21 protein-coding genes and 1 pseudogene are annotated in these 22,820 nt (G+C 61.7%); 15 read left to right on the forward strand and 7 right to left on the reverse strand.

All coding sequences use genetic code 11. From position 1 onward, the window contains the following. The first annotated feature begins 65 nt into the window (after positions 1 to 65). From ABIT12_RS08840 to ABIT12_RS08860, 5 genes and pseudogenes are all read left to right on the forward strand, one after another. On the forward strand, positions 66 to 1,517 hold the full coding sequence (locus tag ABIT12_RS08840) for an FAD-dependent monooxygenase (protein ID WP_348042580.1): 1,452 nt from the start codon (positions 66 to 68) through the stop codon (positions 1,515 to 1,517). 194 nt (positions 1,518 to 1,711) lie between these two features. After that, positions 1,712 to 1,837, forward strand: a pseudogene (locus ABIT12_RS08845) (DNA-binding response regulator); the annotation flags it as partial. A 116-nt stretch (positions 1,838 to 1,953) separates the two neighbouring features. Then, positions 1,954 to 2,646 carry a phosphatase PAP2 family protein gene (locus tag ABIT12_RS08850; RefSeq protein ID WP_348042581.1) on the forward strand — a complete coding sequence of 231 codons (693 nt, stop codon included), beginning with the start codon at positions 1,954 to 1,956 and terminating at the stop codon, positions 2,644 to 2,646. Further along, positions 2,639 to 3,394, forward strand: a complete 756-nt coding sequence (locus tag ABIT12_RS08855; protein ID WP_348042582.1) for a COG4280 domain-containing protein — start codon at positions 2,639 to 2,641, stop codon at positions 3,392 to 3,394. Before ABIT12_RS08850 ends, ABIT12_RS08855 begins: the two co-directional genes overlap by 8 nt. Next, the gene (locus tag ABIT12_RS08860) at positions 3,391 to 3,597 is read left to right on the forward strand and encodes a hypothetical protein (protein WP_348042583.1); all 207 of its coding nucleotides are present in this window, start codon (positions 3,391 to 3,393) and stop codon (positions 3,595 to 3,597) included. The genes ABIT12_RS08855 and ABIT12_RS08860 overlap by 4 nt, the downstream gene beginning before the upstream one ends. Positions 3,598 to 3,986: 389 nt before the next feature. Here the strand turns inward: ABIT12_RS08860 and ABIT12_RS08865 are convergent, their stop codons facing one another. From ABIT12_RS08865 to ABIT12_RS08880, 4 genes are read right to left on the reverse strand one after another with little or no spacing between them, the layout of a single operon-like run. After that, positions 3,987 to 4,493, reverse strand: a complete 507-nt coding sequence (locus ABIT12_RS08865) for a GNAT family N-acetyltransferase (RefSeq protein WP_348042584.1) — start codon at positions 4,491 to 4,493, stop codon at positions 3,987 to 3,989. Beyond that, positions 4,490 to 4,642: a cytochrome bd-I oxidase subunit CydX gene (cydX, locus tag ABIT12_RS08870; RefSeq protein ID WP_348042585.1), complete on the reverse strand. Its 153-nt coding sequence runs from the start codon at positions 4,640 to 4,642 to the stop codon at positions 4,490 to 4,492. The genes ABIT12_RS08865 and cydX overlap by 4 nt, the downstream gene beginning before the upstream one ends. Positions 4,643 to 4,652: 10 nt before the next feature. Continuing rightward, positions 4,653 to 5,801: a cytochrome d ubiquinol oxidase subunit II gene (cydB, locus tag ABIT12_RS08875; RefSeq protein WP_348042586.1), complete on the reverse strand. Its 1,149-nt coding sequence runs from the start codon at positions 5,799 to 5,801 to the stop codon at positions 4,653 to 4,655. A 1-nt stretch (position 5,802) separates the two neighbouring features. After that, positions 5,803 to 7,374 carry a cytochrome ubiquinol oxidase subunit I gene (locus ABIT12_RS08880; protein WP_348042587.1) on the reverse strand — a complete coding sequence of 524 codons (1,572 nt, stop codon included), beginning with the start codon at positions 7,372 to 7,374 and terminating at the stop codon, positions 5,803 to 5,805. A 135-nt stretch (positions 7,375 to 7,509) separates the two neighbouring features. On the opposite strand from ABIT12_RS08880, the gene cydD reads away from it, so the two are divergent. From cydD to ABIT12_RS08895, 3 genes are read left to right on the forward strand one after another with little or no spacing between them, the layout of a single operon-like run. Then, complete coding sequence (cydD, locus tag ABIT12_RS08885; protein WP_348042588.1) at positions 7,510 to 9,255, forward strand: thiol reductant ABC exporter subunit CydD; 1,746 nt, start codon at positions 7,510 to 7,512, stop codon at positions 9,253 to 9,255. Then, on the forward strand, positions 9,252 to 10,940 hold the full coding sequence (gene cydC / locus ABIT12_RS08890) for a thiol reductant ABC exporter subunit CydC (protein WP_348042589.1): 1,689 nt from the start codon (positions 9,252 to 9,254) through the stop codon (positions 10,938 to 10,940). Before cydD ends, cydC begins: the two co-directional genes overlap by 4 nt. A gap of 4 nt (positions 10,941 to 10,944) precedes the next feature. Further along, positions 10,945 to 12,456 (forward strand): acetyl-CoA hydrolase/transferase family protein, encoded by a 1,512-nt coding sequence (locus ABIT12_RS08895; protein ID WP_348042590.1) that lies wholly within the window; start codon positions 10,945 to 10,947, stop codon positions 12,454 to 12,456. Here the strand turns inward: ABIT12_RS08895 and ABIT12_RS08900 are convergent. Together ABIT12_RS08900 and ABIT12_RS08905 are read right to left on the reverse strand one after the other, a co-directional pair. After that, complete coding sequence (locus tag ABIT12_RS08900) at positions 12,453 to 12,854, reverse strand: host attachment protein (protein WP_348042591.1); 402 nt, start codon at positions 12,852 to 12,854, stop codon at positions 12,453 to 12,455. The two genes, ABIT12_RS08895 and ABIT12_RS08900, sit on opposite strands and share 4 nt — an antisense overlap. Positions 12,855 to 13,427: 573 nt before the next feature. Further along, a complete protein-coding gene (locus ABIT12_RS08905) occupies positions 13,428 to 14,471 on the reverse strand; it encodes a LacI family DNA-binding transcriptional regulator (protein WP_348042592.1) in 1,044 nt (347 codons plus the stop codon). A gap of 146 nt (positions 14,472 to 14,617) precedes the next feature. Here ABIT12_RS08905 and ABIT12_RS08910 point away from each other — a divergent pair, with 146 nt between their 5' ends. The 7 genes from ABIT12_RS08910 to ABIT12_RS18330 all read left to right on the forward strand — a co-directional run bounded on the left by ABIT12_RS08910 (position 14,618) and on the right by ABIT12_RS18330 (position 22,033). Continuing rightward, complete coding sequence (locus ABIT12_RS08910) at positions 14,618 to 16,969, forward strand: family 78 glycoside hydrolase catalytic domain (RefSeq protein ID WP_348042599.1); 2,352 nt, start codon at positions 14,618 to 14,620, stop codon at positions 16,967 to 16,969. Positions 16,970 to 17,043: 74 nt separating this feature from the next. Next, positions 17,044 to 18,345 carry an ABC transporter substrate-binding protein gene (locus ABIT12_RS08915; protein ID WP_348042593.1) on the forward strand — a complete coding sequence of 434 codons (1,302 nt, stop codon included), beginning with the start codon at positions 17,044 to 17,046 and terminating at the stop codon, positions 18,343 to 18,345. A 74-nt stretch (positions 18,346 to 18,419) separates the two neighbouring features. Further along, complete coding sequence (locus tag ABIT12_RS08920) at positions 18,420 to 19,334, forward strand: carbohydrate ABC transporter permease (RefSeq protein WP_407065606.1); 915 nt, start codon at positions 18,420 to 18,422, stop codon at positions 19,332 to 19,334. After that, positions 19,331 to 20,158 (forward strand): carbohydrate ABC transporter permease, encoded by an 828-nt coding sequence (locus tag ABIT12_RS08925; RefSeq protein WP_348042594.1) that lies wholly within the window; start codon positions 19,331 to 19,333, stop codon positions 20,156 to 20,158. Before ABIT12_RS08920 ends, ABIT12_RS08925 begins: the two co-directional genes overlap by 4 nt. A gap of 23 nt (positions 20,159 to 20,181) precedes the next feature. After that, entirely contained in the window at positions 20,182 to 21,261 is a 1,080-nt protein-coding gene (locus ABIT12_RS08930) for a sn-glycerol-3-phosphate ABC transporter ATP-binding protein UgpC (protein ID WP_348042595.1), read from the forward strand. Between the two features lie 104 nt (positions 21,262 to 21,365). Then, positions 21,366 to 21,785, forward strand: coding sequence for a carboxylesterase family protein (locus tag ABIT12_RS08935; RefSeq protein WP_348042596.1), 420 nt, complete (start codon positions 21,366 to 21,368; stop codon positions 21,783 to 21,785). Continuing rightward, positions 21,674 to 22,033, forward strand: coding sequence for a substrate-binding domain-containing protein (locus ABIT12_RS18330; protein WP_407065607.1), 360 nt, complete (start codon positions 21,674 to 21,676; stop codon positions 22,031 to 22,033). Before ABIT12_RS08935 ends, ABIT12_RS18330 begins: the two co-directional genes overlap by 112 nt. A 61-nt stretch (positions 22,034 to 22,094) precedes the next feature. Here the strand turns inward: ABIT12_RS18330 and ABIT12_RS08940 are convergent. Then, positions 22,095 to 22,820, reverse strand: a 726-nt coding sequence (locus tag ABIT12_RS08940) for a substrate binding domain-containing protein (protein WP_348042597.1), incomplete at its 5' end; no start/stop codon positions are given.

Here is a 22,820-nt window from a genome sequence, read left to right on the forward strand (position 1 = left end):
GGGCTTGCTTCAAGTCCCCGCTCATCGCGTAAGAAACCTCCATTGCCGAACTTGGAGGTGTGCAAATGAGCGACCATGCCGTGATCATTGCCGGTGGTGGCCCGACCGGGCTGATGCTCGGCGCCGAGCTGACTTTAGCCGGCGTCGACGTCGTCATCCTCGAACAGCGGGTCGCCGAGGAGCGCAACCAGCCTGGGGCGCTCGGTCTGCATGCGCGCACCATCGAAGTGTTCGATCAGCGCGGCATTGCCGACCGCTTTCTCGCCGCAGGCAAGGTGATGCAGGTGCTTGGCTTTGCTGGCGTGCGCCTCGATATCAGCGCTTTTCCCAGCCGCCATCCCTATGGTCTCTCGCTGATCCAGAAGCATAGCGAACGAATTATCCTCGATTGGACCCGGGAACTCGGCGTGCCGATCCTGCGCGGCGCCGAAATCACCGGCATCACTGAGGAGGCATCCGGCATCGACGTTACGCTCAAGGACGGGCGCTCCTTGCGCGCCCGGTATCTGGTGGGATGCGATGGCGGCCGCAGTCTGGTCCGCAAGGCGTCGCGCATCGCGTTTCCCGGAACCGATCCGACAATCAGCCACCTTCTTGCCGAGGCCGAGTTGATCGCAGAGCCCGAATGGGGACTGCGCCGCGACGCGATTGGCACCCACGCGCTCAGCAGGACCGAAGGCGGCAAGATCGGAATAATGGTCACTGAACCCGAGGTCGGCGTGGCTGAGCCGACACTCGAGGACCTGCGCGAACGGCTGGTTGCTCACTATGGCTCGGACTTTGGCGTCCATAGCCCGCGCTTTATCACGCGCTTCACCGACATGACGCGGCAGGCCCTTGCCTACCGCCAAGGCCGGGTGCTGCTGGCGGGCGATGCGGCCCACATCCATTACCCGGCGGGCGGCTTCGGCATGGGCCTTGGCATCCAGGATGCGGTCAATCTGGGATGGAAGCTGGCGCAGGTGGTCAAGGGCACAGCCCCGGTCTCGCTGCTCGACACTTATCACGCTGAGCGCCATCCCGTTGCGGCCAGCTTGCTGGGCTACACCATGGCGACGGTTGCGCTGAACCGCTCGGACGATCGTACCAAGGCTTTGAATGCTCTCGTCAGCGAGCTTGTCGGCATGGCGGAGCCGCGATTGGTCACTGCCGGGCGGATGTCCGGTCTCGATATCCGCTATGACCTCGGCGGGGGCCATCCGCTGCTCGGCCGCCGCATGCCCGACCTGGAGGTCACCACGGAGGATGGCCCGGTGCGCGTCTATGAAAAGCTCCACGACGCCCGACCGCTCCTGCTCAACTTCGGGTGCCCTGATGGCATCAGCGCCGGACCATGGGCCGACAGCGTGCGCACACTCGACGCCGGCTACGAGGGGGTCTGGGACCTGCCGGTGATCGGCCCGGTGGCCGCGCCCTCCGCTGTGCAGATCCGTCCTGACGGCTATGTCGCCTGGGTCGGGCAGGGGACGGATGAAGGCCTGCTCGAGGCTCTCGCCACATGGTATGGGCCGCGGTAGTCAATCCTTCCACGGCCCGACCGCAAATCTTATAAATCTGTATATTGACGCTCAACAACGGGTCGCTGGTCGTCGGTGGTCTGCGTGTGCTTAAGTGCGTCGGTTATCGAGAAGCGCGTTCCATGGGTGGCCGATATCAGCATGCACATCTGGCTTCGAAAACCGCAGTTCGGCCGCCCAGCTGGACGTTGCCGATGCGCATTCTGATCGTAGAAGATGATGCAAAAACCTCGGACTATGTGATCAAGGGCCGGTCAGAGGCCGGGCATCTGGCTGAAGCCCTGACGGATGGCCGCGACGCGCTCAGCCACGCCGCCCGGCTGAGCAAGGTCAAGGCCATTGCCGACCTGCATGGTGCACGCATTGCGCTTAGTGATCGGAACCCGGGCCTACAGGTCACCATTACGTTCGATCCACTCAACGCAGAGCCCAAACCATGAAGCCGCTGTCTCCGATATACCTTGCCGGCGGGTTGGCCGTTCTATTGCTGGGTGGCTTTGGCCTGATTGCCGACGAGGTGATTGAAGGCGATACCATGACCGTGGACATGGCCGTGCTGATGGCGCTCCGTAGGCCTGGCAATCCGACCGATCCCATCGGCCCGGCATGGCTGCCCGAAGCGGCGCGCGACGTCACCGGGCTTGGCAGTTTTTCGGTCCTCGGCATTGTGGTTATCGTCGTGGTGATCTTGCTGCTTTTAACCAACAGGGCACGCACGGCATGGTTTCTGGCGGGCTCCGTGCTCCTCGGCACGGTCGTCAGTACCGTGCTCAAAACCGTGTTCGATCGCCCCCGTCCGGACCTGACAGGCGTCGCCAAAGTCTTCACTGCCAGTTTCCCCAGCGGCCATGCTACGCTTTCGGCGGTGGTTTACCTCACGCTGGGCACGCTGTTGGCGCTGCGGGCTCCTGATCGCCGGCTGAAGGTGTTCTATGTCGCGGTTGCAGTGTTCCTGACCGTCATCGTCGGCATCAGCCGCATTTACCTTGGCGTGCATTATCCTACTGACGTGCTGGCGGGCTGGTCATTGGGCAGCGCCTGGGCCTTGCTCACCGGCATGGGCGCCTACGCCATAGGCATTCACGCCGCCGCAAAGAGCGTGCCCAACCAGGGACTTCCAAATGGCTGACCTATCGACCATCCTGTCAACGGTAACTGCAGCCTTTCTGGCCTCGGTAGTCGAAGTCGTGGAGGCTTTCACCATCATTCTGGCCGTGGGATTGACGCGCGGATGGCGCCCGGCATTTATCGGCAGCGGGCTCGCGTTGGGCCTGCTGCTGGTGCTGGTGCTGGTCTTTGGCCCGTTGCTTACCCTTGTTCCGATCCACCTGGTCCAGTTCCTCGTCGGCAGCTTGCTGATCCTGTTTGGCATGCGCTGGTTGCGCAAGGCGATCCTGCGTTCAGCCGGGATCATCGCCCTGCACGATGAGGAAAAAGCCTTCGCCTCGGAAACGGCGCAACTGGCCCGGCAAAAGGACGAACGCCGCGCCGACTACCTTGCCGGGTTGGCGGCCTTCAAGGCCGTCTTGCTCGAAGGGGCAGAGGTGATTTTCATCGTCATCGCCGTGGGGGCCACGCGCGGATTGACCCTCTATGCCGGCCTGGGTGCGTTGGCGGCCCTGATCCTGGTGATGCTCATCGGTCTGATCGTGCATCGGCCTTTGTCAGCGGTCCCCGAGAACACGCTCAAGTTTGTCGTTGGCATCATGCTGACCAGCTTCGGGATTTTCTGGACGGCCGAAGGCGTCGGCGCAGATTGGCCTGGCGCTGATTTGGCCCTGCTGGCAATCTTTGCCATAGTCGCCGGCGCGGCCGGGGTGATCCTGGGCGCGATCAGGCGCCTTCAAGCCAAACCACTGGCGGGAGCGAAGTCATGAAGGTGCTGCGCACAATTGTCGATGAAACCATTGGCATGTTTATCGACGACGGCAGTCTGGCGCTGTTTGCGGCCATCCTGATCGCCGGAGTTGCGCTGGCAGCCAAACTGCTGGCAATGCCCGACCTGCTGGTGTGCGGCACGCTGTTGCTGGGGTGCATTGCCATCCTCGCCTATAGCGCAATCCGCGCCGCGCGACGTTAGCGTTTCAGCCGGACAAGGCCCCGATAAGACAGCGCGAAGAGCGTGCCACTGGCATGGGGAAGGCTTCCTCAGCCGAAAAGAAGAAATGGTTTCGAAACCTCGGCCGATACCTTTGCCAGTTCGAAACGAAGTCCGTCTTGAGGCCGGTAGCGGTCCGCCCGGTTTCTGGTAGTCCACCAGCCAAAGCGGACCTTATCATCAGCACAGATTGTCTAACGGCTATGCAGATGGAAACAGCCACAAGCGCTACCAGCACGGTACGGGCGCTCCAGCAGGGCGACTCCTCAGCAATTCCCTTGCCGGACAGCGTACTGTGCAGCGGGACATTTCGCGTCCGTTTGGGATACCTCGATGAGCTGCAAAACGCGCAGTCTCGGGTCTGGTGTTTCCTAGAGGATCTTTTGGACCAAGACCAAAGCGGCGTCGCCCGGGTAGCTCTCGGCTGTGAAGCCAAATTGTTTTTCCAGTTCGATCGCCGAGCTATTGGATCGGTTCTCGAGCGACTGCAACGTGCGGATGCCCTTTTCCCTGGCGCGGTGCGTGATGTGGCCGAGTAATTCCCACCCGACGCCTCTGTTCTTGTACCGGGCATCGATCGAGATGGCGACTTCGCCAACGACGAGTTTGGCGTCGCAGGCCAGCATTCCAGCGGCAATAATGGGCCCGTCGTCCTGCTCGAAGGCGAGAAAGCCTTCGGCCTGAGGATCATCCACCTGCGTCATTGCGACCAGGCGATCGTGGCCGACCTGCTTCAGGCTGGTCAAAAACCGGAAGCGCAGATCTTCGGAGGTGACGTGCTGGAAAAACCTCGCCAAAGCCGGTTCATCGGCCGGACGGGCACGACGCACCTGAAATTTGAAGCCAGTCCGGGTGCCAAGTCGGGTCCATTCGATCATGGCTGTACAGGCCCGGGAGAAGACACGACAGCGCCGGCGCCGGGCGCTCCCTGCGCCAACCGGTCGTTGCGCATCTCGTACCACATGGCGTTGAGGACGCCGAAGCTGCAGGCCAGGCCAAGGCCCAGTATCCAGGCAAAATACCACATTACAGGGCTCCTAATAGGCATTGGGATTGCGGCCAAGCGAGGCCGTGCTCACCGGGCCGCGCATCACGCGATAGACCCAGCTGGTGTAGATCAGGACGATTGGCAGGAAGATCACCGTGGCGATCAGCATGATGAACAGGGTCAGCTGGCTCGATGAGGCGTCCCAGGCGGTGAGGCTCACCGCCGGATCGACCGACGATGGCAGAAGGAAGGGGAACAGGGTCAGCCCGGCGGTGGCAATAATGCCGAAAATCGCCAGACTGGAGCCAAGGAACGCCGCCAGCTTCCAGCGCGTGGTGAGGGCGAAATAGGCCAGAACCGAGCCGAGAACCCCCAGGATTGGTGCGATGGTCATCCATGGATAGACCCCATAGTTGGTGCGCCAGGCGCCCTGTGCGGCAATCACTGTTTTGGTCAGTGGATTGGAGGGGCCGGCATGGTCCTGGATGCTGGTGACGCTGTAACCATTGAGCAGGAACAGGCAGATTACGCCACCGAGCGCAAAGAGCACGATGGTGGAAATGGCAGCGATCCGGCCATAGGAGCGGGCTCTTGCGGCGATGACGCCGTCGGTGCGGGCCGCGATATAGCTGGCACCCTGAGTGACCAGCATAGCGACGCTGACCAGCCCGGCCAACAGGGCGAACGGGGTCAGCAGACCGAAGAAATTACCCTCATAGCTGGCGCGCATGGTGTCATCCAGGCGGAACGGCGCGCCCAGAAAGACGTTGCCGACAGCCACGCCAAACACCAAGGCGGGCACGAAGCCGCCAACGAACAGGCCCCAATCCCACACGGACTGCCAACGGGCGTCATGCACCTTGCCGCGGAACTTGAACCCGACCGGCCGCAAGATCAGCGCCAGCAAAATGGCGATCATGGCGATGTAGAAGCCCGAAAAACTGACCGCATAGAGCGCTGGCCACGCCGCAAAAATGGCGCCGCCGCCCAGCACCAGCCAGACTTGGTTGCCCTCCCAGGTCGGGCCGACCAGATTGATCAGCACGCGCCGTTCTTCATCGGTTTTGGCAACGAAGGGGAGCAGCGTACCAACGCCCAGATCCATGCCACCCATGATGGCAAAGCCGATGAGCAGGATACCGAGCAAAGCCCACCAGATCAGGCGCAGCGTTTCGTAGTCCAAGGGAATGGTTGTCATTTCAGGCCGCGATCTCCGTTGTCAGGCCAGGCGCGTCAGCAGGCAATCCAAGCCCCAGTTTGTCGGGCGGACCGGCCTTGATCACCCGCGTCATCAGCCAGACCATGATCACGATCAGCACGCTGTAAACGGTCATGAAGAAGCCCAGCGAGATGACCAGATCCCAGAAATTCAGGCTGGACGCGGCGTAGTATGTCGGCAGCACGCCTTCGACGACCCAAGGTTGCCGGCCATACTCGGCAATGATCCAGCCTGCTTCCGCCGCAATCCACGGCAATGGCATGGTCCACAGCGCCAGCCGCAACAGCCAGCGGTGACGATCAATCTGATGCAGCGAGGATTTGACGAACCACAGTGCAAAGAACGCGATGTAGAACAGCCCCACCCCCACCATCAGGCGGAAGCTCCAGAACAGCGGCCACACATCGGGCACGGTATCGAGCGCCGCCGTGGCGATCTGCTCGCCGGTGGCGTTTTCGACGTCAGGGCGATATTTCTTGAGCAGCAGTGCATAACCCAGATCGGCCTGGGTTGCGTCGAACGCGGCGCGCGCTGCGGTGTCATGGGTGTCGGCCCGAATGGCGTTCAACGCGATGTAGGCCTTGATGCCGTTGGCAATCCGCAGCGCCGCATGTTCGGTCAGTTCGGTGATGCCGGGCAAATCGCGGTCGAACGAGCGCGTGGTGATGATGCCCAGCACCCACGGCAATTGCACCTGGAAGGTGGGCCGGCCATCGGCGCCGGGAATGGCGAACAGCGTCAAAGCGGCTGGCGCCGGTTCTGTTTCGTACATCGCCTCCATGGCGGCGATTTTCATTTTCTGATGTTCGGTGGCGACATAGCCCGACTCATCGCCGAGCACGACCACCGACAGTGCCGAGGCGAGACCAAAGCTGGCGGCCACAACGATCGAGCGCTTGGCTAGTTCGGCATGCCGTCCCTGCAGCAGAAACAGCGCGCTGATGCCCAGCACGAACACCGAGCCAACCACATAACCGGCGCTCACCGTATGAACGAACTTGGCCTGCGCCACCGGATTGAAGATCACCTCAATAAAGTTGGTGACTTCCATGCGCATGGTATCGGGATTGAATTTGGCCCCCACCGGGTTCTGCATCCAGCCGTTGGCGATCAGGATCCACAACGCCGAGAAATTGGCCCCTAGCGCCATCAGCCAGGTCACCGCCAGATGCGCCACCGGCCGCAAGCGGTCCCAGCCGAAAAAGAACAGGCCAATGAACGTGGCTTCGAGGAAGAACGCCATCAGCCCTTCGATAGCCAGCGGCGCGCCGAAGACGTCCCCGACATATTGGCTGTAATAGCTCCAGTTCATCCCGAACTGGAATTCCATGACGATGCCGGTGGCGACGCCCATGGCAAAGTTGATGCCGAACAGAATGCCCCAGAACAGCGTTGCCTTGCGCCAGATCGGTCGGCCGGTCATCACGTAGACGCTCTCCATGATCGCCAACAGCAGGGCCACGCCCAGCGTCAATGGAATGAACAGGAAGTGGTACATCGCGGTCGCCGCGAACTGGATGCGGGATAGGTCGACGACGACAGGATCGATCATGGGGGGCCTCGAGTGGCTGCGAACACGCTGGATTGCAGCTTGACTAGCAGCCCCACCGCAGCTCGACTTTGATCTGCGTCAAGGTCGGTCGCATTGGGACGTGGTTGCTGGCGCACAGGACGCAAAGGACGCGCAGTGACCGATACCGCCAAACCCGACAAGGCAATCTCCAACTGGTTGCGCTCTCTGTCCCGCCATGGGGGAGCCGCGCTCAGATGGGCGATAGCGCTGCCATTGGTGGGCGGTGGATTGTTGGTGGCTCAGGCCTATCTGCTGGCCGACCTGCTGCATCGCGCCGTGGTCGAGCACCAGGCATGGGCAACGCTGTGGAGCGCCGTTGCATTGCTTGGCCTTGTGCTGCTCACCCGCATTGTGATCGGGGCGACCGCAGAACTGCTGGCGGTACGAGCTGCCGAAACCATCAAACTGCACCTGCGCCAAACATTGGGGCGGCACCTCCTCAATCAGGCCCCGACCTGGACGGCGGCGCGCAGTTCGGGCGCGCTCTCCAGCACCATGATCGAACAGAGCGAAGCGCTGGACGGGTATTTCGTGCGTTATCTGCCCGCCATGGTTCAGGCGTCGGTGCTGCCTCTGGCTTTCGCCGCGATCGCCCTGCCGATCGACTGGATGGTGGCCTTGATCTTTCTGATCACCGCGCCGCTGATCCCGCTGTTCATGGCGCTGACCGGCCTTGGTGCTGAGGCTGCGGGCAAGGCGCAGGCCAGTGCGCTCAGCCGGCTGAGCGGCCGGTTTGCCGACCGCTTGCGCGGCCTCACCACGCTCAAATTGTTTGGCAGGGCCGATGCCGAGACCAACGCCGTGCGCAACGCCTCGGAAGAGTTGCGGCTGCGCACCATGAAGGTTATGCGCATCGCCTTTCTAAGCTCGGCGGTGCTGGAGTTCTTTGCGGCTTTGGGCGTGGCCGGCGTAGCGCTCTATATCGGGTTGACCCTGCTCGATCTGGTGTCATTGCGCGGTAGCGAACTGACGCTGCGGGCGGGCCTGTTTTGTCTGCTGATGGCGCCCGAGGTTTATCAGCCGTTGCGCCTGCTGGCGGCGCACTACCATGATCGTGCCAACGCTAAAGCCGCAGCTGCCGAAATCGCCGCCCAGCTTGGCGATTGGCCGGAAATTGGGGAGTCGATCCCGGTGGTTCCGGTCGGACCAATGGCGCTGACCCAGGCGGCCAAGCTTGACTTGGTTGGGGTCTCAATCACCACGCCGGGCGGTCGCGCCGTGATGTACGACGCTAATTTTGCCATTGAACCCGGTTCGCATGTTGCAATTCTGGGTGCCAGCGGCATCGGCAAGTCGACGACCCTCGAAGCGATCGCTGGCTTGCGCGAGTTTGGCGGCCATATCCTGATTGATCAGACGCCGCTGCGAGAAATCGCTGACGGCGAGCTGCGCCAACGCATCGCTATGCTGGGCCAGCGCCCGCGCATCTTTGCGGGAAGCATTGCCGACAATATCCGGCTCGGCCGCCGCGACGCCTGCCACGCTGCCGTGCTTCTGGCAGCGCGGCGGGCCTGCGTCACCAGCTTTTCCGACACCCTGCCAAGCGGGTTGGCCACAGTAATCGGCGACAACGGGCTTGGTCTGTCTGGGGGAGAAATCCAGCGGATCGCGCTGGCGCGGATCTATTTGCGCGACCCTGCGCTGATCCTGCTCGATGAGCCCACTGCCCACCTGGACAGCGTCACAGAAGCCAAGGTCCTCGATGAGCTGCTGAAATTTGCTTTTGGCCGTACCCTGCTGGTGGCGACGCATGCTCCCGCGGCGGCGGCTCGGATGGATAAGGTGCTCCGCATCGTCGGTGGACACATCCTGCCGGCACCCCGCCCCGCCCTGATGATGAACCAGCGCGGTGCAGCATGAACGCCATTCTGTATTTTGCGCCGCTGTTTGCCCGTTTGCGCCAGCCGATGCTGCTCACCCTGCTGTTGTCGCTTGTCACGTTGGCGGCCGGCATTGCGCTACTTGGTCTGTCCGGCTGGTTTCTGACCGCAGCCGCGCTTACTACAGCCGGCGCTGCATTCAACCTGTTCGTGCCCTCGGCCGGCGTCCGTGGCCTGTCGTTCATTCGCATCCTGTCGCGCTATGGCGAAAAACTGTCAGGTCATGACGCCACGCTCAAGCTGCTGTCGGATTTGCGGCACTGGCTGTTTGGCCGGCTGTTCCCGCTGGTGCCGCTCGATCGTCGCCTCGGCCGCGCCGACCTGATTAGTCGCCTTCTGGCGGATGTAGAGGCACTTGACACTATGTTTCTTGTGGCGCTGGGGCCGATCAGCACGGCAACGCTTGCTGGTGTTACGATGACAACGCTGCTCGCCTTCTTGCTGCCCAGCGCGGCGTTGCCCTATGCACTGGCGTTTGTTGTGGCTGTGCTCGTGGTTCCAGCCGGATTGATTATGCTGTCGCGCAACAGTAGCGATGAGGTCAGCACTGCGACGAGCGCGTTGCGCCAAAGCGTGCTCGATGGCCTCGATGGTCACCAGGACCTGGTGCTGTTCGGGGCGAAGGACGAAGCCGAGGCAGCGATGGCAGAACGTGTCCATGCGCTTGGCAAAGCAAGGCGTAAACTTGGACTGTTGGGCATCATCGCAACGGCGCTGGTGCAAATCTGCGCGAGCGCTTCACTGATCGCCGTTCTGCTGGCTGGCCTCGCGGCCTTATCGGAGGATCAGATTAATGGTCCGGTGCTGGTCGGCGTGCTGCTGGCAGTCATTGCCAGCTTTGAGGCCTCGGCAACGCTGGTGCGTAGCGCGACCCGATTGGCGGGAGCCGCTGCCGCAGCCGGACGATTGCAAGCTCTCGCTGAAACCCTGCCACCCGTGGCGGAGCCATTGAACCCCAAGCCACTTCCGGCTGGCGGAACTGTTGCTTTCACCGACGTGCGTTACGGCTACGACCCCTCGCGACCCGTCCTTGATGGCCTCAGCTTTACCGTCTCGACGGGAGAATGCGTCGCCATCACGGGGCCGAGCGGCGCGGGCAAATCGACGATTGCGCAATTGCTGCTACGCCTCGCCGATCCACAATCTGGCACGATCAGCATAAACGGCAGCGACCCGCGCCAAGTCGCGTCCATTCAACTGCACCAGCATGTAGCGCTGATGCAGCAGGACGCTCCGGTCTTCCTCGATAGCATCCGCGCCAACCTGCTGATTGGGCGTGCCGACGCCGATGATCCGTCCTTGCTGCAAGCGCTTCGCAATGTGCGACTGGAAGACTTCGTTACGGCGCTTCCTGATGGTCTCGATACCATCGTCGGAGAGGCGGGGCGCACGGTGTCGGCCGGGCAAGCGCGGCGGCTCTGCCTGGCGCGAACCCTGTTGTCGGGCGCGGAGATCGTCGTGCTCGACGAGCCGACCAGCGGACTCGACGGGGATAGCGAAGCGCGGTTTCTGGCCGATCTCCCCGCCCTGGCCGACGGCCGCACGATGATCGTGATTACCCACGCCGAAGTGCCGCCGCAGTTCCATCGGGTGCTTCGTCTCCGCTCCGGTCGCATGCAGGAACAGCGTGAGATGAACGCCATCGCGACAACCAACCGAAGGTAAAGCCATGCCAGCCGACCGCATTCGACTGTTCCCGTTGCTGGAACGGATCATGACGGCCGATAAGGCCGCGAGCTTGATTGAAAACGGCATGGTGGTGGGTATGAGCGGCTTTACCCGGGCCGGGGACGCCAAGGCCGTGCCGCTGGCCATGGCGCGCCGTGCTCAAACCGATCCGTTCAAGATCACGCTGGTGACCGGCGCCTCGCTCGGCAAGGACGTGGATCGAGTGCTCACAGAGGCCCACATCCTGGCCCGGCGCATCCCGTTCCAGTCCGATCCAACCCTGCGCGCGGCGATCAATCGCGGCGAGGTCATGTTCATCGACCAGCATCTGTCGGAAACGGTCGAACACCTGCGTTCCGGGCAGTTAGGCCCAATGGACATCGCCGTCATCGAGGCGACGGCAATCACCGAGGAAGGTGGCATTGTGCCGACCACCTCGGTCGGCAATTCCGCCAGCTTTGCGATCCTTGCCAAAAAACTGATCATCGAGATCAATCTGAGCCAGCCGCGCGCACTGGAGGGGCTGCACGATATCTACATCCCCACCAGGCGGCCGACACGTGAACCTATCCCGGTGATCGCCTGCGATAGCCGGATCGGGCTGCCCTATGTGTTGGTCGATCTATCCAAGGTTGTCGCCATCGTGGTGACAAACCAGAGTGACAGCGCCGCAGCCCTTGAGGCGCCTGATCTGCAGACCACCGCCATTGCCAAGCATCTCATCGATTTCTTTAAGCTTGAGACCGCGCTGGGTCGGCTCGACCTCAGCCTTAATCCGCTACAGGCGGGGATCGGCAATATCGCCAATGCAGTCCTTGCCGGACTTGGCGACGGACCGTTTCAGCATCTGCAGATGTATAGCGAGGTGCTGCAGGACAGCACCTTCGATCTGCTGGATTCGGGCAAGCTGGTGTTCGCCTCAGGTTCGTCGATTACCCTCAGCGAGTCGTATGCGGCACGGATTTTTCCCAATATCGCCAAATACAAAAATCGCCTGGTGCTGCGCCCGCAGGAGATTAGCAACCACCCCGAAGTGATCCGGCGGCTGGGTATCGTCGCGATCAACACCGCCCTCGAGTTCGACATCTATGGCAACGTCAATTCCACCCACATCAACGGCACCCAGATGGTCAATGGCATTGGCGGCTCGGGGGACTTCGCGCGCAATGCCTATCTGTCGATCTTCGTGGCCAAGTCACTGGTCAAGGACGGTGCCATTTCGTCGGTGGTGCCGATGGTGTCCCATGTCGATCACACCGAGCACGACGTCGATATCGTGGTCACCGAAATTGGCCTGGCAGACTTGCGGGCGCTGGCGCCACGCGAACGCGCGGCCCTGATCATCGCCAATTGCGTTCACCCTAGTTACCGCGCCCAACTTGCCGACTATTTCGACCGGGCGGTGGCTAGAGGCGGGCATACCCCGCACCTGCTCGAAGAGGCATTGTCCTGGCATCAACGACGCCAGGACAATGGATCGATGCATATCGATGGCGGTGTGAAGCCGGCTTAGTGCGCCAGCACTGCTTTCTCGATATCGGCGACGGAATGTCCAGTCAGGTCTTTGTCCATCTCACCGAGCAGGATGGCGCTCAGCGCCTTGTGGTAGTGCTTGCGCAGTTCACCCAGATTGCGCGGCGAGGCGATCACCACCAGATTTTTGATCTGGCCCTGCAACACCTGCTGATTGAGCGCCCCGACGACGCCAGCCGAGAAGTTGTCTTCGGCCTGCTGACCGCCGTCGCGCTCGCCTGAACTGTTGCGATGCCCGCCAGCACCGGCATTGACCGGCGTGACGTCCAGATCTGGCTGCACGGCCAGTTCGAGCTTGGCCTCGTCGCCCTGGTTACGCAGCAGGATGAGCTTTTCGCCGTCCGCGACCGCGACCGTTGTTCCGTGTGGCAAATGCATGATGATTTTTCCTTGTTGTACTGGGTAACAGTCTCAGCGCAGCGAGGTTCCGGTTTCCGGTGTCGCCGGCCCGAAACTGCTGATGGTGCCGCCGCCGATAGCGATGCAGGGGCAGCGGCCTCGTAGTCGCTGGTCTGTCCGTCAGTCAGCACCAAGCGGATGGGACGGCCGCTGCCATCGCAAACGGCATGGAGTTTGGTCGTCAGCCCCCCCGGCTGCGTCCGATACATCGGGGTAGAGCCCTTTTTGAGCAGGCTGGCGGCGGTGCGATGTGCCTTGTGCTGCGTCGCATCGATCATCGGCCGGTCCGAAGTGTCGCTGTCGCCAGCCGGCTCCAGCGGATGAAACGGGTATAGATCGCCTTGGGTGGCCCATAAGCTGCAGGCGCGTCTGGCTACCGCAAGCCGTCGCGGATCACCAACAGGATGCCGCTCAGGACACGCCGATCATCAACCCGCGCAATGCCGTGCGATAACGGAAATACGGTTCGATCCGGCGCATTTGCGCCTCCGACAGCAATAACAAATCCTCCATGGCGACACCTCCGACGCCATTGAATCAATCCCAGCCAGATCACACGATCAATTTAATAGGTCCTGAGCCTAGTTTGACAGCCGTGCTGCGCCTCGCGACAAGACGGGGATGAACCAGGAAGTTTTCTGCCTTCTGCCGGCCTTCGATGCGTTCCACCAGGAGCCTGGTGGCCTGGAGACCCAGTTGCTCTCCAGACTGGTCGATGCTGGTCAACGAGTTCTGGTCGAAGGCGCAGTACATGGTGTTGTCGTGGCCAACCACCGCAAGCTCGCCCGGGACAGAAAGCCCGGATATGCCGGCGACACTGAGCACCTCAAGGGCCACGTAGTCCGTCCAGCAGAATATGGCCTCCCGCTTTCCCGGTGTCGCCAATAGACCCTGGGTTGCCACCTGGATGTCCCGAAGGTTTTGTGGCGCACGAACAACCTCGATATAGCGGCCCAGACCGGCCTCGTTCATGGCTTCCTGGTAGCCGGCCTCTCTGTGCTCGATCACCGAACCATTGACGGTCTCAAGACTGAGCATTGCAATCTTGCGATACCCCTGTTCAACAAGGTGCCGAACAGCGATCCTGCCGCTCTCCTGGTCGTCGTTATTGACGGTGTCGAGGCCTGTGACATTGGGAAGGTGATGACCGATCAGGACGAGGGGGATCTTGGCCCCGAGCGCCGATAGTGTCTCAGCAGAACTGACGCTGCCGACCACGATCAGTCCGTCCAGTTGCATGCCTACCATCGACTGGGCCAATGCGGCTTCGCTCGAGTGCTGCACAATGCCCTGCACCATCTGGTAGGTCGTCCGCTCCAGCGCAGCGCTTATTCCCGTCAGGACGTCGGCGAAGAACGGGTTCCGCATATCGGGGAAGATGACGCCGATCACGAAGGTTTTCCCTCCGCTCATGCCGCGCGCGGAAAAGCTGGGGGAATAGCCGAGTTTGGCGATGGACGCCTTCACGCGTTCGCGCAGGCCATCACTTACGCCATAGGCGTTGCGCAACACTTTTGACACGGCGGCGAAAGACACTTCCGCATCCTTGGCCACGTCATGGATCGTCACGCGCTTGCGCTTTGGCGCCTTGTCCAATGCCCCATCCTTCGAGTGGAAAATCGAGCAGCCAATGTGCCTGATTATTTTCCACTTGCAATAACGTCAATTTCGTACAACGCTGCACGTACAGCATTGCACACACTAGCGCAGCCAAGCGCTAGGGAGGAATTCCCTTGAACGACATGACGTTGCCGCGCGCGGCAGCGAGCGCTACCGCTCGCCCCCAGGGTTGGCAGGCAAGGATGATCCATCCACTTGCCGACAAGGGTGTCGGCAAGGCCGGGTCATTCGTTACGAGGACCTTCGAGCTGGCCCGTGTGCTGGGGACCGAAACCCTGGCGATCACGGCGTGGGGCCTGTATCGCGCCAGCATCAATGGCCGGCGCGTCGGCCATGACGTCCTCACGCCCGGCTGGACCAATTACGACGCCCGGCTGTCAGTGCAGGAATACGACATTGCCGGCCTGCTCAGGGTCGGGTCCAACACGATCGAGATTTCACTCGCAGACGGCTGGTTCCGCTCCCCCCTGATGTGGACGGGATCGGGCCTAGCCAATGTCTGGGGCGAGAAAATCGGCACCTTCGCTGAAATCCGCATTGCACGGCTTGGGGCGCCACTGTTGGTCACAGATGCATCCTGGACAAGCGGCGAGAGCCAGGTCCGCAAGTCTGGCATCTATTTTGGTGAGATTTTCGACGCGCAGGTCAAGCTGGTTGCAGACCAGGGCGTGGAGGTGCTCGACTTCAATCCCGATGTGCTGGTCGCACCGGAATGCGCTCCCGTCAGGGAAATGCCTGGCTTGGCCCCGGTCAAGACCTGGAAGGATGCCCAGGGCCGCACCGTCTATGACTTCGGGCAGAATATCGGCGGCTATGTTGCCTTCAGGGGGCGTGGCGCGACTGGTGCCGGCGTCCTGTTCGAGCACGCCGAAATCCTCGACAAGCACGGCGCATTCTACAACGTGAACTTCCGGAGCGCCGAAGCGCTGGTTCAGTATGTGTTTGCTGGCGCCACCACGGAAGAATACCGGCCCACCTTTACGTTTCAGGGCTTCCGATATGCGCGTGCCACGATCACAGGCGATGCCAGCATAGAGAGCATTGTCGCGGTGCCGATTACCTCGGTCCCGACCCCGACAGCCAGTTTTACGTCGGCCAACCCGCTGGTCAACAAGCTGGTCCAGAACACCATCTGGTCGCAGCGCGGCAATTTCATAGATATCCCGACCGATTGCCCGCAGCGCGACGAGCGTCTGGGCTGGACCGGCGATGCACAGGTCTTTGCGTCCACGGCGTGCTACCTGGCCGATAGCCATGGCTTCCTGGCCAAGTTTGTCCGCGAGATGATGGTGGATCAGGAGCCGGACGGCGCTATTGCGCATGTGTCGCCCAATCCACTCCGCCTCAAACCGCCGGCCGACGGCAGCAGCTTTGCCGGCTCAACCGGTTGGGGCGATGCCATCAGCATCATCCCATGGACCTTGTTCCTCCACTATGGTGATCGGGCAATTCTGGATGAAGCATTCACCGCCATGACGCGGTGGAATGACTATGTCTGGGCCATCAGCGAAGGCCCGGTGGTGCGACCACCCTCAGGCTGGGGCGTCAAGGGCTTCTCGTTCGGCGACTGGCTGCAGCCGCAGAACGATCACCTCAAGGCCGTCCCCACTATGGGGGACGATGCTGCGGCAACGATCTACCTCTACATCTCATCAGAGCAGATCGCGCGCATTGCCTCGATCATCGGTCGGCAGGACGAGGCACGGCACTTTAACGAGCGCGCCGATGCTGTGAAACGGGCCTTCGCCAGGGAGTTCATCACGCCCGCCGGCCGGCTGCTCTACGACGACCAGAGTTCCTACGCCCTGGCCTTCCTGCACGACCTGATCCCGGCAGAGCATGTCGAGGCAGCCAAAGGATTCTTCAAGGCAACCATCGAGCGCGCACGCGGGCGCATCGGCACCGGCTTCATCGGTACGCCGGCATTGTTGCCAGCTCTGGTCCAGATCGGCGAACCGGACATGGCAGCCAGCCTGTTCCTCCAGGAGGAAGTTCCCGGCTGGCTCGCACAGGTCAAGCGTGGAGCCACCACCATCTGGGAGCGCTGGGACGGCATCAAGGCGGACGGCTCGATCTTCGAGCCGACCATGAATTCCTACAATCACTACGCCTATGGCGCGGTCTGCCAATGGCTGTTCGAGGCCGTTGCCGGTTTCCGCCCAGATCCGGAGAAGCCCGGCTTCGAGCATGTCGTCTTCGAGCCACTGATCGTGCCGTCGCTGTCGCCAGTTGCCGCGCATCATGATGCCAAGGTCGGGCGTATCGAGGCTGGCTGGCGCGTAGATGGCGACAGCGTCACCTACGACGTGCTCGTCCCCGAAGGCTCCACCGGCACGCTCGTGCTGCGGCCGGAATACCAGGAAATCATCGTCGATGGAGCGGCCCTGGGCCGCCCGTCCGGCGAGACAGCGCGATGCCAGCTCGCGCGCGGCCGTCACACGGTGACGTTCCGGATCAGCCGGCGGGAGGACTAGTCACCGGAGCCCGCTCTGGCGGGATCACAACATCCGATCGAAGCCAAGTGGCTCGATCACAGGGAGGATAAACTATGCAGAAGACTAACCGCCGGCACGCCATTGCCGGGTTCGCTGCTGGCCTGATGGGCTTCACCGCCCTGTCGGGCGCTGCCTTCGCACAGCAGACGACGCTGAGCTTGTTTGCACCAAACGATCAGGCTGCGGTCGCCTATACCGAAGCTATGGTTGCAGCATTCGAAGCTGCCAATCCCGATATCAATGTGGAAATCGAAGTCGGGCCGGGGGGCACCGAGCGCGACAACATGGTCAAGAGTCGACTGGCAACAGGCACGATGAACGATGTCTTCGTTTATAATGCAGGCTCGCTGTTCCAGGCGATCAACCCGGTGCAGTCGACGGTCGACCTGACCAATGAACCCTATATGTCGACCATCCTGGACAGCTTCAAGCAGACAGTGACCGCGCCCGACGGCACACTGCGCGGTGTACCCTATGGCCAGGCCATGGGTGGCGGCATTCTCTACAATAAAAAGGTCTATAAAGATCTTGGCCTCTCGGTTCCGCTGACCTGGGACGAGTTCATGGCCAACAACACCAAGATCAAGGAGGCTGGAAAGGCCCCGGTGATCCAGACGTTCGGCGACACCTGGACCAGCCAGCTCTTCATCCTTGCCGACTTCTTCAATGTGCAGGCCAAAAACCCGCAGTTTGCGGACATGTACACGCGCGGCGAAGCCAAGTATGCCGCCACTCCGGCCGCCATGGCCGGCTTCCAGAAACAGGCCGACGTATTTAAGGCGGGAGATCTCAACGAAGATTTCGGTGCCGCTACGCTCAATGACGGCCTGCGCATGCTCGCTGCAGGCGAGGGGGTCCACTATCCGATGCTGACCTTCGCGGTCGGCACTATCGCGCAGGACTATCCCGACCAGCTCAACGACGTCGGCTTCTTCGCCCTGCCGGGCGACGATGCCACCATCAACGGCACCACGGTTTGGATGCCGACCGCACTCTACATCTCGGCCAAAACCCCCAACTTGGACGCGGCCAAGAAGCTTGTGGCCTTCGTGGCGAGTAAGGAAGGCGGCTGCGACCCATGGGTCAAACTCAATGCCATCACCGGACCGTTCCTTATCCAGGGCTGTGAACTGCCCTCTAATGTGCCTGCGGCCGTCAAGGATCTGCAGACTTATTTTACTGCCGATGGCCGTACCGCTCCGGCGCTGGAATTCCTGTCGCCAGTCAAGGGGCCAAGTCTGGAAAACATCACCGTCGAAGTTGGCTCTGGCATCCGGACTCCGGCAGATGCTGCGACGCTTTATGACGAGGATGTCCGCAAGCAGGCACAACAGCTTGGTCTCCCCGGCTGGTAACGCTTGCTGCGTTGGCAGTCCGGAGCGTCTGGTCTCGCTCCGGGCTGCCACCCTCTTTCTCAAGGAGAAGGCTGATGACGGCCGCGTCCGATACGCGCCTCGCCCCGATGGCCGTGCCTGCCAGGCTGGGCGCCCGTCCCTCGCCCTATCCAGGCTGGTTCTTCCTGCCTGCGGCGGTGATCTATGGCGTGTTGTTCCTGATGCCGACCTTTGCGTCGCTGTATTTCAGCCTGACGCGCTGGACGCTGTTCGACTCGACGTTCATCGGGTTCGAAAATTTCGCTCAGTTCTTTCGTGAGCCGTTCCTCATCAAGGGCCTGGTCAACACCGTGCTCTATGCGGTGATCACTTCCGGGCTCAAGGTCGTGCTTGGCATGCTGCTGGCGCTGCTGCTCACCAGCCACATCCTGGCGCGTGGCTACCTCCGCTCGGTGGTGTTCTTCCCCGTCCTGGTATCGACGGTAGGCGTCGGCATTACCTTTACGGTGCTGATGCATCCCACCAACGGCATGATCAATGAGGGGCTGGCCCTGATCGGCATCAAGGGGCCGGGCTGGCTGACCAACCCCAACCTCGCCCTGTTCTCGGTCGCCTTGGTGGACGTCTGGAAGGGCGTGGGCCTCGCCACCGTTATCTACATCGCCGGCATAGTGGCCATCCCGCAAGACTATTACGAAGCGGCGCGGATCGATGGCGCCACCAAATTCCAGAACTTCCTCTACATCACGCTGCCGCTGAGCCGGCCGGCGACGGCCACGGTGATCACGCTGAGCTTCATTGGCGGCCTGCGCACCTTCGATCTGATCTGGGCGATGACCCGAGGTGGCCCCGGCTTTGCCTCCGATACGGTGGCCTCGGTCATCTACAAGCAGTACCAGGCCGGCTTTTACGGCCTGTCGACCGCCGGCAATGTGGTGCTGTTCGTGCTCATCGGCGTCCTGGTGGTCCCGCTGACCATGCTCCTCAACCGCAAGCAGGGTCACGAATGAAATCCCGGCCATCCATTCTCATCAGTTCAGCCGCCATTGCCGCTACTGCCGTGGTGTTCCTGATACCCTTTGCGTTCATCGTGCTCATGGCGTTCAAGGATCGTCAGCAGTCGTCGCTGCGGGACTTTTCCTGGCCTGCTGGCTTTCACCTCTGGGACAACGTGGTGCAGGTGATTGCCACGCGCAACTGGATGCTGGTCACCGCCTTTGTCAATTCCGCCATCCTGACGGTGGCCAGCGTCACCCTGCTGGTGATCTTTGCCGCCATGGTCGGCTTCGTGCTGGCCCGCCGCAAGACGCGGTTCAACGGGCTGATTGAGTTCCTGATCCTGGCCGGGCTGATGATCCCGCCGGCGGTAGTCCCCACGATCTGGCTGCTGCAGGGCCTGGGCCTGTTCGGCAAGCTCCATGGACTGGTGCTCATAGAGGTCGCCTACGGCCTGTCATTCTCCGTCCTGCTGTATCGGGCGTTTATTTCCACAATTCCGCGAGAGCTTGACGAAGCCGCCATTATCGACGGCGCTCGCCCGCTGGATGTGTTCTTCCGGGTTATCCTGCCGCTGCTCTGGCCGGTGACCGTGACCAATATCGTGGTGCAGTCGGTGGCCATCTTCAACGACTTCACCAACCCGCTCTACTACCTGCCGGGCAACGGCAACGCGACGGTGCAACTGACGCTCTATAACTTCCAGAGCCAGTTCAACACCTCCTACAATCTGCTCTTCACCAACATCCTGCTCATCACCATCCCGCCACTTCTCGTCTTCCTGTTCTTCAACCGGCAGATCGTGGCCGGCGTGACGGCCGGTGCGGTCAAGGGTTAGGCAATACTTCAAGGGAGGCCGTCATGGCCGGACTGGAACTCAAGCAACTACACAAAAGCTATGGCGGCGTGGAAGTCATCAAGGGCGTGGACATTTCGATCGACCACGGCGAGTTCGTCGTGTTCGTCGGGCCCTCGGGATGCGGCAAGTCTACCCTCCTGCGCATGATCGCCGGTCTCGAAGAGATCAGCGGGGGCGAACTGTCGATCGGCTCACGTGTCGTCAATGCAGTGGAGCCGCGTGACCGCGGCATCGCCATGGTGTTCCAGAGCTACGCGCTCTACCCACATATGACGGTCTACGAGAACATGGGCTTCAGCCTCAAGCTGGCCAAGACACCCAAGGACGTGCGTGACGCCAAAGTGCGCGAGGCGGCGCGCATCCTGCAGATGGAGCACCTGCTCGAGCGCAAGCCTGCGCAACTTTCCGGCGGACAGCGCCAGCGCGTTGCCATCGGGCGCGCCATTGTGCGGCAGCCCGAGGTGTTCCTGTTCGACGAGCCACTGTCCAATCTCGATGCTGCCCTGCGTGTCGACATGCGCATGGAGCTCAGCAAGCTGCATCAGGACCTCGGCGCGACCATGATCTATGTCACCCATGACCAGGTCGAAGCCATGACCTTGGCCGACAAGATCGTCGTACTCGATGCCGGCAAGGTTCAGCAGATTGGCGCGCCGATTGAGCTCTATCAGCGGCCGGCCAATCTGTTCGTCGCCGGATTTATCGGATCACCAAAGATGAACCTGCTATCCGCCACCGTGGACGCCATCGGTCCCAACACCGTCGCCGTGAGTGGCAAAGGCGTCGAACGAGTGGAAGTGCCGGCAGATACAACAGGCTTGCAGCCTGGCGACCAGATCACGCTCGGGATACGGCCACAGGCGCTCGTTCTTCGCGATCAAGGGTCACTGGTCGGGCAGGTTGTCCTCGTTGAGCGGCTGGGGAGTGAAACCAACGTGAGCGTCAATCTGTCGTCGGGTGTCAACTTCCTGGCGGTGCTCGATGGCGACAAGACACTGCAGCCCGGACAACAGGTGAGCTTCGGCTTCGAACCCCAGGATGCGATCGCCTTCGATCCCTCCGGGCGCGCCCGCCACCTCTAGTGCCACTGGGGTGAACATCGCCCCGAACGACTTTTGCCAGCCGCGCCAACGCGTCGGCCAACGAGAGTGCATGCCCAGTTGACAGTAGATCGAGGAGAACGACTATGACGCACATTCGCATGACCCGGAGGACAATGATGGTGCAGGGGGCCGCTTTACTCGGCGTCGCGGGATTGCCGCTGTCGGCAATGGGACAGGCCGACAGCGGCACCATGGATGCGGCGACCACCCATGGCCCGATCCGCGGCAAGACCGAGGATGGAATCGCCAAGTTCCTCGGTGTCCCCTATGGCGCCCCGCCCGTGGGATCCCTGCGGTTCCGGGCCCCACAGCCGCCGCAGAACTGGACCGAAGTTCGGGACACCATGACGTTTGGCAACCCGGTCTGGCCGAACACATCAACATCGCTCGAGTGGGCAGCGCGAAAGAGCAGATCGTCGCTGGCGCCAAACGGATACTCAATGAGCCGTCGCGGCCATGTGCTTTGTTCTGCTGGTCAGACTTCGTTGCGGTGGAAGTCTTGAGCATCGCTTCAGAAATGGGAGTTTCAATTCCGAGCGATGTTGCGATCGTTGGCTACGACAATAGCCCGGTTTGCGCGCTCGCTCAAAATAACCTCACCAGTGTGGACCAATCAGGGGCTCTCCTGGGGCAAACAGCCGCCACGCTTCTGCTGGAGCGTGTTAGAGGACGGGTGAGCGCGCAACACATCATCCTGCAGCCCCAACTCATCGCGCGAGCCAGTTCCGCCGCGGTTTCCGAGTGCGGCTGAGGACCATAAGGACGGGGTTCGGCATGCCCACACATCCTGCCAATCGGGCTGATGCGAATATCTACTTTTCTAACTTTGCCTGATCGCTTGGTTGGTGTGACAACATCGCCACGAACGCCGTCACCTTGGGTGGCCGGAACCGCGCCGCCGGATAGACGGCATAAACCCCTCCAGCTGGCAGGCTCCAGGCTGGCAGGAGTTGGACGAGCCGATTGGCCTGCAAGGGCCCCGCCGCCAGAAAGTCCGGCAAAACCGACATGCCCCCGCCGGCCAGAACTGCCGCCAGCGCCGCGGGCGTGGAATTGGTCAGGATGTTCTGCCGGAGTCTGACGGTCCTGGGGTCGAAATCATCCTTGGTGAAGCGCCAGACCAAGGGCTCCTTCAGCGAGGCATTGGCAATGAAGGCGATACCAATCAGGTCCTCCGGTACGCTGGCGGTCCAGCCTCGCACAAGGTCTGGCGATGCAACCAACAGCTGCCGAAAGGTGCCGATCCGCCTGGCGTGATAGCTGGAATCGTCCAGCCACCCGACGCGGATCGAGAGGTCGAAATGGTCGGCGATCAGGTCGACCCTGGTATCGGACAGTTGCAATTCGACATTGCAGGCCGGGTACTTCCTGGCGAAGGCAGCGATGACAGGCGCAACGGTGGACGCGCCATAGTCATTGGGAGCGGTTATGCGCAAGGTTCCCGTTGGCTCTGCATTGGTCTGAGCGATTTCCCCGACCGCTTCCTCGACTTCACTGAAGATCAGTACGCATCGCGCGTGAAGCAGCCTGCCGGCTTC

The organism is Devosia sp. (genome assembly GCF_039927955.1).
In the GTDB taxonomy this organism is placed as follows: domain Bacteria; phylum Pseudomonadota; class Alphaproteobacteria; order Rhizobiales; family Devosiaceae; genus Devosia.

Excerpts from the sequence above, each read along its gene's own strand:
- ABIT12_RS08840 (WP_348042580.1), top strand. The coding sequence starts at position 66 with ATGAGCGACCATGCCGTGATCATTGCCGGTGGTGGCCCGACCGGGCTG.
- ABIT12_RS08850 (WP_348042581.1), top strand. The coding sequence starts at position 1,954 with ATGAAGCCGCTGTCTCCGATATACCTTGCCGGCGGGTTGGCCGTTCTA.
- ABIT12_RS08855 (WP_348042582.1), top strand. The coding sequence starts at position 2,639 with ATGGCTGACCTATCGACCATCCTGTCAACGGTAACTGCAGCCTTTCTG.
- ABIT12_RS08860 (WP_348042583.1), top strand. The coding sequence starts at position 3,391 with ATGAAGGTGCTGCGCACAATTGTCGATGAAACCATTGGCATGTTTATC.
- ABIT12_RS08865 (WP_348042584.1), bottom strand. The coding sequence starts at position 4,493 with ATGATCGAATGGACCCGACTTGGCACCCGGACTGGCTTCAAATTTCAG.
- cydX (WP_348042585.1), bottom strand. The coding sequence starts at position 4,642 with ATGTGGTATTTTGCCTGGATACTGGGCCTTGGCCTGGCCTGCAGCTTC.
- cydB (WP_348042586.1), bottom strand. The coding sequence starts at position 5,801 with ATGACAACCATTCCCTTGGACTACGAAACGCTGCGCCTGATCTGGTGG.
- ABIT12_RS08880 (WP_348042587.1), bottom strand. The coding sequence starts at position 7,374 with ATGATCGATCCTGTCGTCGTCGACCTATCCCGCATCCAGTTCGCGGCG.
- cydC (WP_348042589.1), top strand. The coding sequence starts at position 9,252 with ATGAACGCCATTCTGTATTTTGCGCCGCTGTTTGCCCGTTTGCGCCAG.
- ABIT12_RS08895 (WP_348042590.1), top strand. The coding sequence starts at position 10,945 with ATGCCAGCCGACCGCATTCGACTGTTCCCGTTGCTGGAACGGATCATG.
- ABIT12_RS08900 (WP_348042591.1), bottom strand. The coding sequence starts at position 12,854 with ATGCATTTGCCACACGGAACAACGGTCGCGGTCGCGGACGGCGAAAAG.
- ABIT12_RS08910 (WP_348042599.1), top strand. The coding sequence starts at position 14,618 with ATGACGTTGCCGCGCGCGGCAGCGAGCGCTACCGCTCGCCCCCAGGGT.
- ABIT12_RS08915 (WP_348042593.1), top strand. The coding sequence starts at position 17,044 with ATGCAGAAGACTAACCGCCGGCACGCCATTGCCGGGTTCGCTGCTGGC.
- ABIT12_RS08920 (WP_407065606.1), top strand. The coding sequence starts at position 18,420 with ATGACGGCCGCGTCCGATACGCGCCTCGCCCCGATGGCCGTGCCTGCC.
- ABIT12_RS08925 (WP_348042594.1), top strand. The coding sequence starts at position 19,331 with ATGAAATCCCGGCCATCCATTCTCATCAGTTCAGCCGCCATTGCCGCT.
- ABIT12_RS08930 (WP_348042595.1), top strand. The coding sequence starts at position 20,182 with ATGGCCGGACTGGAACTCAAGCAACTACACAAAAGCTATGGCGGCGTG.
- ABIT12_RS08935 (WP_348042596.1), top strand. The coding sequence starts at position 21,366 with ATGACGCACATTCGCATGACCCGGAGGACAATGATGGTGCAGGGGGCC.